The sequence below is a fragment of the Pontibacter deserti genome, from assembly GCF_023630255.1.
Classification (GTDB): domain Bacteria; phylum Bacteroidota; class Bacteroidia; order Cytophagales; family Hymenobacteraceae; genus Pontibacter; species Pontibacter deserti.
Genome location: NZ_JALPRS010000001.1, coordinates 2,096,162 through 2,110,284, shown reverse-complemented (window position 1 = coordinate 2,110,284; position 14,123 = coordinate 2,096,162). Strand labels below are relative to the sequence as shown.

Annotated in this window: 11 protein-coding genes; 6 read left to right on the top strand and 5 right to left on the bottom strand. The window is 45.9% G+C overall.

Going from position 1 to position 14,123, the window contains the following annotated elements; translation table 11 throughout:
• Positions 1 to 33: 33 nt before the first annotated feature.
• The 5 genes from MJ612_RS09185 to MJ612_RS09165 form a co-directional block, all read right to left on the bottom strand.
• A complete protein-coding gene (locus tag MJ612_RS09185) occupies positions 34 to 741 on the bottom strand; it encodes an energy transducer TonB (RefSeq protein ID WP_187033192.1) in 708 nt (235 codons plus the stop codon).
• 143 nt (positions 742 to 884) lie between these two features.
• On the bottom strand, positions 885 to 2,324 hold the full coding sequence (locus tag MJ612_RS09180; protein WP_187033191.1) for a RagB/SusD family nutrient uptake outer membrane protein: 1,440 nt from the start codon (positions 2,322 to 2,324) through the stop codon (positions 885 to 887).
• A 21-nt stretch (positions 2,325 to 2,345) separates the two neighbouring features.
• Positions 2,346 to 5,327, bottom strand: coding sequence for a SusC/RagA family TonB-linked outer membrane protein (locus MJ612_RS09175; protein ID WP_187033190.1), 2,982 nt, complete (start codon positions 5,325 to 5,327; stop codon positions 2,346 to 2,348).
• A 157-nt stretch (positions 5,328 to 5,484) separates the two neighbouring features.
• Positions 5,485 to 6,063, bottom strand: a complete 579-nt coding sequence (locus tag MJ612_RS09170) for a histidine phosphatase family protein (RefSeq protein WP_222619733.1) — start codon at positions 6,061 to 6,063, stop codon at positions 5,485 to 5,487.
• Positions 6,064 to 6,101: 38 nt separating this feature from the next.
• On the bottom strand, positions 6,102 to 6,704 hold the full coding sequence (locus MJ612_RS09165; RefSeq protein ID WP_187033189.1) for a GNAT family N-acetyltransferase: 603 nt from the start codon (positions 6,702 to 6,704) through the stop codon (positions 6,102 to 6,104).
• A gap of 256 nt (positions 6,705 to 6,960) precedes the next feature.
• On the opposite strand from MJ612_RS09165, the gene MJ612_RS09160 reads away from it, so the two are divergent.
• The 6 genes from MJ612_RS09160 to MJ612_RS09135 are packed head-to-tail and all read left to right on the top strand — an operon-like array spanning position 6,961 to position 14,090.
• Entirely contained in the window at positions 6,961 to 7,665 is a 705-nt protein-coding gene (locus MJ612_RS09160; RefSeq protein ID WP_187033188.1) for an SDR family oxidoreductase, read from the top strand.
• A 29-nt stretch (positions 7,666 to 7,694) separates the two neighbouring features.
• Positions 7,695 to 8,813: an NAD-dependent epimerase/dehydratase family protein gene (locus MJ612_RS09155; protein WP_187033187.1), complete on the top strand. Its 1,119-nt coding sequence runs from the start codon at positions 7,695 to 7,697 to the stop codon at positions 8,811 to 8,813.
• Between the two features lie 33 nt (positions 8,814 to 8,846).
• The gene (locus tag MJ612_RS09150) at positions 8,847 to 10,913 is read left to right on the top strand and encodes a GDP-mannose 4,6-dehydratase (protein WP_222619731.1); all 2,067 of its coding nucleotides are present in this window, start codon (positions 8,847 to 8,849) and stop codon (positions 10,911 to 10,913) included.
• Entirely contained in the window at positions 10,913 to 11,929 is a 1,017-nt protein-coding gene (locus MJ612_RS09145) for an MDR/zinc-dependent alcohol dehydrogenase-like family protein (protein WP_187033186.1), read from the top strand. The genes MJ612_RS09150 and MJ612_RS09145 overlap by 1 nt, the downstream gene beginning before the upstream one ends.
• Before the next feature lie 3 nt (positions 11,930 to 11,932).
• Complete coding sequence (locus MJ612_RS09140) at positions 11,933 to 12,979, top strand: Gfo/Idh/MocA family protein (RefSeq protein ID WP_187033185.1); 1,047 nt, start codon at positions 11,933 to 11,935, stop codon at positions 12,977 to 12,979.
• Positions 12,980 to 12,983: 4 nt separating this feature from the next.
• Complete coding sequence (locus MJ612_RS09135) at positions 12,984 to 14,090, top strand: glycosyltransferase family 4 protein (RefSeq protein ID WP_250419105.1); 1,107 nt, start codon at positions 12,984 to 12,986, stop codon at positions 14,088 to 14,090.
• Positions 14,091 to 14,123 lie beyond the last annotated feature (33 nt).

Sequence of the window (14,123 nt, the reverse complement as noted above, 5' to 3'; positions counted from 1 at the left end):
CAGCGGGCTTTTTTTGTTATAGAAGTTTACAGGTTAAAATACTACCGGCATGGTATACCTTATCTTCACTTTTTTACCGTCTTTTTCAATAGGTATCCATTTGCCTTCAGTCAGTTTAGCTAATCTAAGAGCCTCTTCATCAAGTATAGGTTCAAGGCTGTTCTGCAGCGCGTAGTCAGATAGAGAGCCATCTTCATTGATGATAAATGAAACATATATTGTACCGTGCTTTTTAGCGCCTTTAGGATATTTCGCTTTCCGATACATAAAGTTCTCGAAAGCGGTTCGGCCACCTGTAAACTCGGGCATATCCTGTTTGTCGGTCGAAGACCCGGAGCTATTATTTGTGAATTTTACCGGTAAGGTATAGCGCACAGCAACAGGCTTGCCTTTTTGGTAACCAGATGTCCAGTGGCCACTCATGTTCTTCACAGACTGCACACAAACAGAATCCAGTTTAGGATGCAGGCTCTTCAATACTTTTACCTGATTTACACTCCCATCAGTATCAACTACAAAACTAACAACTACTAGCCCCTGCGCCTGAGCATTTGTATAAGGAATACTACTAGACAAGTACTTTAGCATAGCATCCTGACCACCATTGTAACTAGGCATGGTTTCTACATACTCGTACACCGTTTTACTGGCTGCACCGTCGGTATTGTTTTGAGAAAAAGCCCGTTCAGGAAAGTATAGTAGCAGGGCAACCGCAAGGGAAATGGTAAAAGTTAGCTTCATAGATAAAGTATAGATTAAACATGATGCAAATTAATCTTAATTTCAGATCTATACTTTAACTTAACTCAATTTATATTTCAGTTTAAAAGCAAAGGCTCCTCTTTGTAAGGAGCCTTTTTTGTAGTTCAGCTAAGCTATCAAACTTAATAGCCTTCATTCTGTTTCAACGATCCTTTGCTGGCGTCTATTTCACGTCTTGGTATCGGGTAAATCAGTTCAGCAGCATTCCAGGGAATTACATATTCTTCAGCCCCATTTTCTGGATCACGACCAATCAGGTCAGTTTCGGTACGTTTCAGGTCATGAATCCGGAAGCCCTCGAAAGCTAGTTCTAAACGTCGCTCCAGCAGGATTCTATCCAGTGTAACGATGAGTAAAGGGTTCAGGCCAGCACGTATTCTGATGGTGTTGATATCTTCCAGGGGAGTGGCTCCAACAGTTGTACCCAGCCTGAAATTTGCCTCAGCACGGGTCAGGTACATTTCTGCCAGGCGCACAACCGGAATATTTTGCCCAGGGCTTGTCCATTTACCCGTTGTGATGGCTCCAAAGTTGAAGCCTTCATAAAAGAGCTGATTTAATCGCGCATCATCTTCTTCATACAAATCATAAGTAGTGTAGCGGTTCGGGTTCTCATCTGAGAACTCTGTATTCACACTTATATCGGCACGACCTATACCTTCCAGGTCAGCATAAAATGTAGCAAGACCATCGTTGGCAGAGCCCGCGTTGTTCTGGTCGTTCTGCTGTATCTCAAAAATAGCCTCGGCAGTGTTATCGTTCCTGAAAATGGATGTTACAGATGGGTTAAGTTCAAAACCTCCTTCTTCAATTACTCTGTTGGCTTCGTCGCGGGCACCAGCATAGTTTTGCTGTTGCAGGTATACCCTTGATAAAAAGGCGCTTGCTGCATAAGTATTAGCCCGCTCGTCGTTTCGCTCTGGTAGTAGTTCTTTTGCAGCTTGCAGGTCTTCCAGCACCTGGGCATATACATCTGCTACTGAGCCGCGTGTCGGTAACTGGGCTGCCTCAGCTTCAGTAGTTGTAGGTGTTAACCGTATTGGTATTCCCGGATTTTCATTAGCGTTAGTAGGGTCTCCATCATTCCAGGCTTTGGCATACATCCTTACCAACTCAAAATGCAGGATACCTCTTACAAACAGTGCCTCGCCTTCTACACGGTCGCGCTCATCAGGGTCTTCCATTATATCCAGCTTACTCAGAACAATGTTGGCCAGGTTTATACCTTCATAAGCAGTAATCCAGGTGCGTTGTGCTTCAGAGTTATCAGCAGTCATGTTTTTTAAACTCACCTGGCGGTAACCTGCAAAAGTACCTAACCAGGTTAGATTTTCTTCAGAGCCTTGTAGTTCTGGCAATAATAACAGGTTGGTACCATACAGTTCAGGTTCGCCAAGTATAGAATACATACCAATTACAGCGCCCTGCAAATCCTCAGGTGTATTGATCGCATCTCTCGCATCAATAGACTGTTGCGGTTCAACATCGAGCAGGTCATCACAGGAGGTGACTCCAAGACTTGACGTTAGTATAAATGCCAGTAATATATTTTTCAGTTTCATATCAGATGATTTTAAGGTTGGTTATAGCCCCAGGTTTACGCCAATAGTAAATGTTTTTGCCAACGGAGGTGTATAAAAATCGTGGCCAAGCATTACGTTGCTGCGTCCGAAGTAAGTAGTGTTTACTTCCGGGTCATAGCCATCATAATCGGTAAAGGTATGCAGGTTAGTTGCCTGCAAATAAACACGTGCTGATGTCATTTTTGCTTTGCTTATCCAGTTATCAGGCAGTTTATAACCTAGATTCACCTGGTTAATTCTCAGGAATGATCCATCCTGCACCCATCTTGAGGATGTGCCGGAACCATTTCCACCAAATAACCTGGCTTGTGGCACGTCTGTAATATCACCTGGTTTCTGCCAGCGATCCAGTTGGTCAAGGGTCTGGTTATCGAAGAAGTCTGCGTTTACTGACTGGAAGAATCCAGCCATGTTATAAATGTCATTACCGGTTACAAACTGCATCAATACGTTCAGGTCAAATCCTTTATAAGAGAAGGTGTTAGTTAAACCCCCTATGGCTTTGGGGTTCGGGTCACCTACTTTCTGATCTTCTGCTAAACTATAATCGTTTGTTATTTCATCGCTGCCGGCACGAACATAGTATAGAGCATCACCATTATCCGGGTCAACACCAGCGTATTTCGGACCCCAGAAAACAGCCATTGGCTCACCTTCACGGATCTGACCTAATCCCCTGGAATCACCGAAAATGGTATTGCCACCTAAGTCTGTAACCTCGTTCCGGTTGAATGCTATATTGAAGTTAGTGTTCCAGCTAAATTCTCCGACCAGGTTCTGGGTGTTTATCACAAACTCAAAACCTTTGTTCTCCAGTTTGCCAATGTTTTTTGTAATGAAGGTATAGCCACCGGTAGCAGGTAAAGGCAGGTTCAGCAGAAGGTCATCTGTATTTTTAACATAGTAATCTATTTCACCGGTAATACGGTCGTTAAATAAACCATAGTCTAAACCTATATCGAACTGTTTTGTCTTCTCCCAGCGCAGGTCAGGGTTAGGTAGCTGGCTTGGTACAAGGCCGGATTCTTCTTCGTAGGCAGATGCACTGTAAAGTGCAAGTGGTGCAAAGTTGGCTATTTCAGCATTACCGGTAAGGCCATAGCTCGCACGTAATTTCAGGAAACTTACTACTTTATTTTCGCTCAGGAAATCTTCTCCTGTCATGATCCAGCCTGCAGATGCAGCAGGGAAGGTACCAAAACGATTATCCTCACCAAACCTGGATGAACCGTCTACACGCACACTTCCACTAAACAAGTATTTCTCGTTCAGTACATAATTAGCGCGGGTAAAGTAAGACAGGAATGCATAATCTGTGCCGGTAGAGCTGCCGCTAATAATACGGGAAGCACTTGCGATCTTTTGAAATTTGTCGCTTGGGAAACCTCTGGCTTCAACAGAAGAGCCATTGGAATTTGCATTCTGATAACTGAAACCTACCAGGAAGTCCAGTTTATGAACATCGCTTAGTACAGTATTGTAGTTTAGTGTATTGTTAGTGTTATAGTTACTGGAGGTAAACTGGGCATTATAACCATAACCTGATGGGCCGCCATCTTCTGTCAGCCTGCCTAAGTATAGTTCTTCCTGAAGATTAAGGAAATCTATACCATGTTCTGTTCTGAACTGCAGGTTAGAAAGTATATCAAACTCCAAGTAACCAGTGCTTATAGTTCTGTAAGTGAGGGCATCGTTAAAGCCATCTCGTTGGTCTATAAGGTTATTATAGTATAATGTGCGTCTGTTAAGTTCACCTGTTTCAGGGTCTATTTTGGGCTGGATAGGTGGTAACGCATTAAGCTGAATCGGGTTAGAAAAAGCATTGTCATCAGATACACGTTTGTTCAGGGTGCGGATCAGGGATAGGTTGGTTCCTAATCTGAATCTGTCTGATATAGAATGATCTATGTTTATGCGGCCTGTTGCTCTGTCAAACTCGTTACCAACTATAATACCATCCGTTGTGTTATAGTTACCGTTTATGTAGAAACGAGTCTTATCACTACCGCCATTCAGAGATACTTCATACTGCGATACACTTCCATTCTGAAATGGCTCTTCGTCCCAGTTCTGGTCAACTTCTGAGTTTATATCCAGCCCAAAAAAATCGAATATGTCAGCTGGGTCGATATCTGAATTTTCAGCTGCTTCTGTAAATAGCTCAATGTATTGCTCTGCGTTCAGAAATTCCCTGATCTTGGTTGGCTTGCTCCAGCCGGTATAGTAGTTAAAGTTAACGTTTGTTTTACCTGCCTTACCGCGCTTAGTTGTGATAATTACTACCCCGTTTGATGCTCTGGATCCATAAATAGCGGCAGCTGAGGCATCTTTCAGAATCTCAATAGATTCGATATCATTCGGGTTGATATCCGCTATCGGGTTTAGCGGCTCAGCGTTGGTTGAGCCCAGGTCAGTGGAGGTTACAGGTATACCATCTACCACATAAAGCGGTTGGTTACTTGCCGATACAGAAGCAGCACCACGTACGCGGATATTTATACCGGAACCTAACTTACCACTACCCTGGTTTATGTAAACACCAGCAGCACGGCCTTGCAATGCCGATTCCAGGGATGGAGCCGGAACGTTGGCTATCTGCTCTCCGGATATTTGGGCAACGTTACCTGTCAGTTCCTGTTTCAGCTGAGTACCATACCCCACAACTACTACTTCCTTCAGTTGCTGTTCATCCGAGCTCATCTGTACATTTATACTTGACCGCCCGTTTACAGGAATTTCCTGTGTAGTAAGACCTACAAATCTGAATTGCAGTACTGCGTTGGGGCTAACAGTTAGTTGATATTCTCCCGAGCTGTTGGTTGTAACCCCGTTAGTAGACCCTTTTTCAAGTACAGTTACGCCGGGTAGGGCTGTACCGTCGGTTGCTGATGTCACCCTTCCTGACACGACAAGTGCCTGAGCCCAGGCGCTGCTTGTAAGCGCACAGACAAAAAGGAGAATTAACAGTAAATTTCTCTTCATGATGGGTATGATTTGAAGTGATTAATAATAACCTGCAGTATAAAAACCAGGGAAAAGGTAATGCAGGGGCACCTTTCCATCTGCTTAATACAGCTTCATACGTATATAATGCTATTAGATTTATATTTTGAGGTTATTTTTTATAACTTATTGGCTTTTAAGCTCTTTCAAACCCGTTTACACTAATAAAACCGCTGCCTCCTTTCACAGAAATTTGCCAGCCTAATCGTTTTAATTCGCGTCTTATAAAGAAGTTTAATAGCCCGTGAGCTACCAAAACGGCTATAGTTTCGCGTTCAGCTTCTTCAGAAAGTTGTTTTGCGGCGGCTCGTGCACGATGGCGCGCCTCTTTAAAGGTTTCGATACCACGGCTATTAAGCCCCAGGAACCAGAGAATACGCGCGCCTACTAACCAGAGATTGATAGGTAATTGCAGGAGTGGAAGAGAGAATATTTTGCGCTCAAACTCCCGGAAATTATGGTCGATGATCAGATTAACATCATCTCCGAAAATAGCCTTGGCAGTAAGTTGCGAGCGGACCAAGGTACTGCAGTGTACTTTGGTGATCTGCTTATAAGGAAGGGCTTCGTGGGCAAGTATAAATTCTTCTACCTGTGCTGCATCATAATCTGTTATATACTGCCGGGCGCGTGCAGCATTAAACAGACCTTTGCCGGAAACCTGTGGTCTGGCATGCCTGATCAGGAAAATACGTTTAGGAGCAGGAGTTTCCAAAGTATAGCCGATGAATTACACCAACTATACGATGTAAGTTATACTTGTGTACAGGTAAAGGTTAAATCTGTAAATATGGTAGCTTTTATAGCAGGCCATTCCGGCCGAAGAATACTATAATAAATTGTGTCGCGCCGGCGGCCGTTGTGCATTAACATATGGCTGCGCAACGTACCTTCTTCTGTGGCCCCTATTTTAAGTATAGCTTTCCGGGATCGGATATTCAGCACGTCTGTTTTCAGCTCTACCCGTTCATACTGCAGCACGTCAAAAGCATAGCTCAGCAGCAGGAACTTACAGTGTCTGTTCAGCCCCGTACTTCTGAAATCCTCGCCCAGCCATGTCCAGCCGATCTCAAGTCGCTTATCAAACGCTGAGATGTTACCATAAGCGGTGCTGGCAGCAAGTTTTCCGGTAGCTTTATCAACTATCACAAAAGGGTAGCGCTTGTGGTCACGCCTGTCATTAAATGCTGCCTGTGCCCACTCTTCCAGGTCCTGTATGTTAGCAATGCGCGTAACGTACCAGCGCCAGGTATCTGCATCTAGGGCTATTGGCTGTAGTTGCTCCAGGTCACCTGGCTTGATCGGGCGAAGTAATACATGATCATCTTCGAGATACAGGTCTTTTTCAAAGTTCATGGACAAGGTAAGTGTTTACTTAAATTAAAAGTGCAACAGCCAAGCTACTATATAGCAAACAGTAGTGCAATACCAAAGGCAGCAGCAGAAGTTTTACTGTAACTAAAAGTGTGTTTGCAGCAAATATACCCGCAAATTAAGCTATGAAAATATAGTCGTATTTCAGCATCAACAACCCAATTTGCTTCCGTTACGTTTGTACCTATCACGATAAATTACTAAAAACTATACTTAAATATTAAATTTTAAATATAGCGTGCAGGACCTGAGAGGTAGAAAAGCATTAGTTAGTGGTGGGGCTTCCGGTATTGGTAAAGCGATTGCTGCAAAACTACTGGAACATGGCGTAAAAACGGCTGTTGCTGATCTGAACCTCCCCGATACCCTGCCTCAAGAGCCCTTATACATTAAAAGTGATGTGGTCTCCGCACCTGCCACAGACACTTTGTTTACAGAATTAAATAGAAAGTTGGGACTGCCAGATATACTGGTATGTAGTGCTGGCCGTGGCGTGCACGAGAAGCTTACGGAAGGTGACCCCGAAAAGTGGAAGCAGGTAATTGAAACAAACCTGTTAGGTACACTCCGGCTGATCCGGGCTTTTGTGCCGGCTATGCTGGAGAAAGGCAAAGGCGATGTGGTGATCATTTCGTCGGTAGCTGCCGGAAAGGCTTATACCTATGGTGGTATTTATGCTGCAACCAAAACTGCGCTGGAGGTAGTGGCAGAAACACTGCGCCTGGAGGTACTGCCTTTTGTAAGAGTAACGGTAGTTGCGCCCGGAGTTACGGACACAGCTTTTTTTGAAAATACGATATCTGGAAGTCAGACGGTTGAGAGTATAGGTTATGGAGCTTTATCGCCTGAGGCGGTAGCAGATGCAGTGCTTTATGCATTGCAACAGCCTGAGGGGGTTTCTGCGAACCATATTACTATAAGGCCAACTGCGCAGCCATTTTAGCTTTTGATTACAAACAACACATATAAACTATGAAAAACAAAGTCTTGATAACAGGCGGAGCCGGCTTTATTGGTTCTCATTTGGCGGATGAATTACTGAAGCATGGCTATAGTGTAAGAGCGCTGGATAACCTGAGCGAACAGGTGCATGGCAAAGACTGCGGGCGGCCTGAATACCTGCACGAAGATGTTGAACTGATGGTAGGGGATGTGCGCAACCCGGAAGATGTAAAACGTGCCCTGGAAGGTGTGGATATAGTTTACCACTTTGCAGCAATGGTAGGCGTTGGGCAGAGCATGTATGAGATAAAAGAGTATACAGACGTCAACAATATTGGCACTGCTGTATTGCTGGAAGCCCTGATCAAGAACCCTGTTAAAAAGCTGGTAGTGGCCAGCAGCATGAGCATCTATGGCGAGGGGCTGTATAAGAACCAGCAGGGCGAAGTGGTAACCGCTGAAGAACGACCGCTGGAACAACTGAAAGCTGCCAATTGGGAACTTTACGATGCTGCAGGCAATCAATTAGAGCCGCTTCACACCCCCGAAACCAAAACCCCTTGTTTATCATCGGTTTACGCACTTTCCAAATACGACCAGGAGCGCCTTTGCTTAATGGTAGGGCGCGCTTATAACATACCAACAGTAGCCATGCGGTTCTTTAATGTGTATGGCACGCGGCAGGCATTATCTAACCCTTATACTGGTGTGCTGGCCATTTTTGCATCCCGGTTCCTGAACAACAACTCCCCAATGATTTTTGAAGATGGCTACCAGCAGCGCGACTTTGTGCATGTGCGTGATGTGGCTTTAGCTTGTCGCCTGGCAATGGAAAAAGACGAAGCGAATGGCCATGTATTTAACGTGGGCAGCGGAAACAACTATACTATAAGTGAGATTGCTGAGCGCCTGGCAACAGTAATGAACAAAGAGCACTTAGTCGCGGAAGTTACCGGCAAGTATAGAGTAGGTGATATCAGACATTGCTACGCCGATATCTCTAAAGCAAAACAGATACTGGGCTTTTATCCGCAGGTAGAATTTAATGGTGGCCTGGAAGAACTGGCTGACTGGCTCGAAGGGCAGATTGCCTATGACCGTGTAAGCGAAGCGAGCGCCGAACTGGCTGCCCGGGGTCTTACAGTTTAATATCCTTCTCAACAAGAATCAGAATTACAGATTATGAAAATGCATAATAATACAGTAAAGAATACTTTTCCTGTTGTAGGGCTTGTTGAATGGTTCAGACCTGGGGAGCGGGAGCATGTAATGCAGGTGTTAAAAGACCTGAAGGAACTGGGGGTAACTGAACTGCGCACCGGTGTATCCTGGGCCGACTATTATACTCCGGAAGGAAAGAGCTGGTACGATTGGTTGATACCTACGCTGGCTAAAGAAATAAATATACTTCCATGCTTTCTGTATACTCCACCAAGTATAGGTGAAAAGCCCCGCACATCGGCACCACCAAAAGATAAAAAAGCCTATGCCGATTTCCTGGATGTATTCATCACCGACCATGGGCAACACTTTGAGTGGGTAGAACTATGGAACGAGCCAAATAACCAAGTAGAGTATGATTTTACCTTAGACTATGGCTGGAACAAATTTGCCGAAATGGTGGGTGGTGCAGCCTACTGGTGCCAGCAGCGTGGTAAAAAAACATTGCTGGGAGGCATGAGCCCGATAGACCCCAACTGGTTGCAGAGCATGTTCGACCACGGCGTGATGCAGTACATTGATGCCGTAGGTATACATGGTTTCCCATATGTGTTCGACCAGGTATGGGATGGCTGGGAAGAAAAGATAAAAGCAGTGCGGGAGGTAATGAACCAGAACAACTGCAAAGCCGAACTCTGGATTACTGAAGCCGGCTTTTCGACCTGGCAGCATGATGAATTCAAGCAAGTACAGGAATTTAAAGAAGCTCTGAAAGCAGATGCTACACGGGTATATTGGTATGGTATCAGCGACTTGGATGCCAACCTGCCTACGGTAGCCGGTTTCCACCTTGATGACCGGGAGTATCATTTTGGATTGAAAAAATCTGATGGTTCAACTAAACTGCTTTACAGGCTATGGGCAAAACACGGCATCGAAAAACTGGATCAGTTGGATTTTATTAAACGCACCTTAGCTGAAGACACAGCACCTTATACATTAATTACAGGTGGAGCCGGATTTGTGGGTACCAACCTCGCGAAGCGGCTGCTGGATGATGGAAAGCGTGTAATGATATTCGATAACCTGAACCGCGACGGGGTAGAGCAGAACCTGCAATGGCTGCATGACACCTATGGCCATAAGCTGGAAGTATACGTTGGGGACATTCGCGACCTGCAAACGGTGCGTAAAGTAATGAAACGTGCCGAAGCTGTTTTCCATTTTGCGGCACAGGTAGCCGTAACCACATCTCTCGACCTGCCGCTCAACGATTTTGAAGTTAATGCGCGTGGCATTATCAACTTATTGGAAGCGATCAGAGAACAGGATAACCCGCCACCGCTGGTGTTCACATCCACTAACAAAGTATACGGCGGCCTGGAAGACCTTAAATTCATTTCAAATGGATCACGCTATTACCCTGCAGATGAGAATATAAAAGAAAACGGAATCAGTGAGGCACGCGTACTCGACTTTCATAGTCCGTATGGTTGCTCTAAAGGAGCTGCCGACCAGTATGTGATCGACTACGCCCGCACCTATGATATACCTGCCGTTGTTTTCCGGATGAGCTGTATTTATGGTCCTCACCAGTATGGCAACGAAGACCAGGGCTGGGTTGCTCATTTTGCTATCCGGGCCATAGAAGGTAAGCCTGTCAGTATCTATGGAGATGGCAAGCAAGTTCGGGATATCCTTTTTGTAGAAGATCTGGTAGATGCATTTTTACTGGCGCAGGAGCACATGCCTAGCATAAAAGGACAAGCCTTTAACATTGGCGGCGGCCCCGAGAATACGGTAAGCCTGCTTGAACTGCTTAAAACTATAGGTAAGTACAGGGGCAAGAAGATTGCACTTTCGTTTGGAGACTGGCGCCCCGGAGATCAGCACTATTATGTTTCCGATACACGCAAGTTTCAGGAAGCAACCGGCTGGTATCCGAAGCACAATGTGCAGGAGGGTGTGGCAAAGCTTTATCAGTGGCTGTGCGAAAACCGTGGCTTGCAGGTGCCAATGATCCTGACCTCTGAAAAAGCAGACATCGAAGAAAAAGTTGAAACAGAAAATAAAGTAGCTGTAGCCTGATGCAACACCAAGACACCCTTACAACAGAAAAAAAAACAGCCACACAAACTTATGTTGCCACTATGCAGGCTGCAGTACTAACGGCTCCTAAAACTGTGGAAGTTCAGGAAGTACCGCTGCCCGAACCCGGCGCAAACCAGGTTCGGGTTAAGCTGGAAGGCTGCGGTTTGTGCGCGTCTAACATACCGGTGTGGGAAGGCCGGGAGTGGTTTAACTACCCCGTAGAGGCCGGCAATCCGGGACACGAAGGCTGGGGCTTGGTAGATGCCGTTGGCGAAGGCGTAACCGATGTAAAAGTCGGTGATCGCGTAGCAGCGCTGTCTTATAAATCATATGCTGCTTACGACATAGCCGATGCTGATAAGGTGGTGAAGCTGCCTGATACGTTGGCGGGTAAGCCTTTTCCGGGAGAGCCGTTGGGTTGTGCCATGAACATCTTCAAGCGCAGCGATATTTCAGCAGGGCAAACAGTAGCTATACTTGGTATTGGCTTTCTGGGGGCTTTGCTGGTGCAACTGGCCAAAAATGCGGGAGCACGGGTTATAGCTATTTCCCAGCGCGACTTCTCTTTGGATGTGGCAAAACAATGTGGTGCAGATGAGGTGATCAAAATGGATGATCACTATAAAATTATTCAAAAAGTTAGTGAACTGACCAACGGAAAGTTCTGCGAACGCGTAGTAGAGTGCACCGGAAAAGAATGGCCGCTTAACCTGGCCGGCGAACTTACCGCAGAACGCGGCAAACTCATTATCGCTGGTTTTCATCAGGATGGCATGCGGCAGGTAAACATCCAACTCTGGAACTGGCGTGGCCTGGATGTGATAAACGCACACGAACGGGACCCACAGGAGTACATCAAAGGTATAAAAGCAGCAGTTATAGCCGTGGAGCAGGGTGCCATCGATCCTGAAAAGCTCTACACCCATACCTATACTTTAGAAAATATTGGCGAAGCCTTTCATGATCTGACATCACGCCCTGATGGATTTGTGAAGGCCTTAATAACTTTTTAGTACATGCAGGAAACTATACTTGATCAGGAACAACATACAGTTATCCCTTCTTCGGCGACATCAACCAAACCTAAACTAGGCTTTTTAGGTGTCGGCTGGATTGGCCGAAACCGCATGGAAGTGATAGCAAAAAATGGAGCCGGCGAAGTGGCTTTTATAGCTGATACCTTGCCTCAAAATGCATCTGAAGCCCTGAAAAGTGCTCCTGGAGCTACACAGGTAAATTCGTTGGAAGCCGTCATTAATGAACCTGAAGTAGATGGAGTAGTGATCGCTACGCCAAGTGCTTTTCATGCTGAGCAAAGTATGCTGGCCCTGGAAGCAGGTAAAGCTGTTTTCTGCCAGAAGCCCCTTGGCCGTAACATAGAAGAAACCCGCCGTGTAGTAGATACTGCCCGCAGCCATAACAAACTGTTAGGCGTGGACCTGTCGTACCGCTACACAAAAGCCATGCAGGAAGTATACAAGGTGGTGCAGTCAGGTGAGTTAGGCCATATTTATGCGGTAGAGCTGGTTTTTCATAATGCCTATGGCCCGGATAAAGCCTGGTTTTATGAACAGAAACTTTCTGGTGGCGGCTGTGTAATAGACCTTGGCGTGCACCTGGTAGACCTGGCCTTATGGTCGCTGAACTTCCCGGAAGTAAAGGAAGTGCACAGCCAGCTATTTGCAAAAGGCAAACCTATAAGTATGGCCGAAGGCAAGGTAGAAGATTATGCCACAGCAAGTATAGCCTTAGCAACCGGCACACATCTGCAGCTAACCTGTTCCTGGAATTTACCAGCAGGCCAGGAAGCCATCATCAACGCTACATTTTATGGCACAGAAGGCGGCGTAGCCTTGAAAAACACCAACGGGTCTTTTTACGATTTTGTAGCCGAGCGCTATTACGGTACTAAAACAGAGGTATTGTGCTCACCACCTGATGATTGGTCGGGAAGAGCAGGAGTGGACTGGGCAGAACGTCTGGCTAAAGGCGAAGGCTTTAACGAAGAGGCCGAAGAATTTGTGAGAGTAGCAGAAGTATTAGATAAAATTTACGGGAGATAATATCATGGAAGTACATCATCACCACCCTTCGAAGATTTTAATGACAGCCGATACGGTTGGCGGCGTCTGGACCTATACGCTGGAACTGACCAGAGCACTGGAGCAGACAGGAACACAGGTAGCAGTAGCTACCATGGGAGGCCGCATGTCCGAAGAACAACGCGAAGAGGCCGCTGCCATCAGCAACCTTACCATTTACGAAAGCGACTTTAAGCTGGAGTGGATGGATAACCCCTGGGAAGATGTAGAAAAGGCCGGGGAATGGCTGCTGCAACTGAGAGATGAAATACAGCCGGACCTTATTCACCTGAATGGTATGGCGCACGCTGCCCTGGATTGGGGAAAACCTGTTGTTGCGGTGGTACACTCTTGTGTGCTGAGCTGGTGGAAGGCCGTGAAAGACGAAGAGGCTCCTAAAGAATGGAACAAGTATAAAGAGCTTGTTAAAAAAGGATTACAGGCTGCTGATGTGGTAGTGGCACCAACACAGGCCATGTTGCACCAGGCCGAAGAACTATACGGGCCATTCAGAAAGAGCAGCGTAGTTTATAATGGTCGCGGGCAGCATCATTTCCAGTTTGGTAGAAAAGAGCCTTTTGTTTTTAGCCTGGGTCGTGTTTGGGACGAAGCTAAGAACATTTCGATGCTTGCTCACATTGCTGCTGAGCTGCAATGGCCGGTTTACATTGCCGGCGACGATAAACATCCGGCTACCGGTAAAACAGTAGAACTGGAGAACGTACATTTCCTCGGTAAGCTAACTACTAAAGAAGTATCAGACTGGTTATCCCGGGCATCTATTTATGCGCTGCCAGCAAAATATGAGCCGTTTGGCTTAACAATTTTAGAGGCCGCTATGTCGGGTTGTGCGTTGGTAGTGGGCAAAACAGAGAGCCAGGCAGAGATATGGGGAAATGCTGCCAAGTATGCCGACCCTAACAATGCTGATGAATTGCGCGATTCCATAAACGGGCTTATAGAAGATGAATTCTGCCGTAACATTATGGCCTGCCGCTCTGTAAAGCGCTCGCATGGCTACACCGCTGATCAGATGGCACAGGATTACAATCACATCTACAGACAATTGCTCAACGAACCTGTAACTGCTTAAGCCAAATTCTGAATAACTGAATTTTGAATGGGT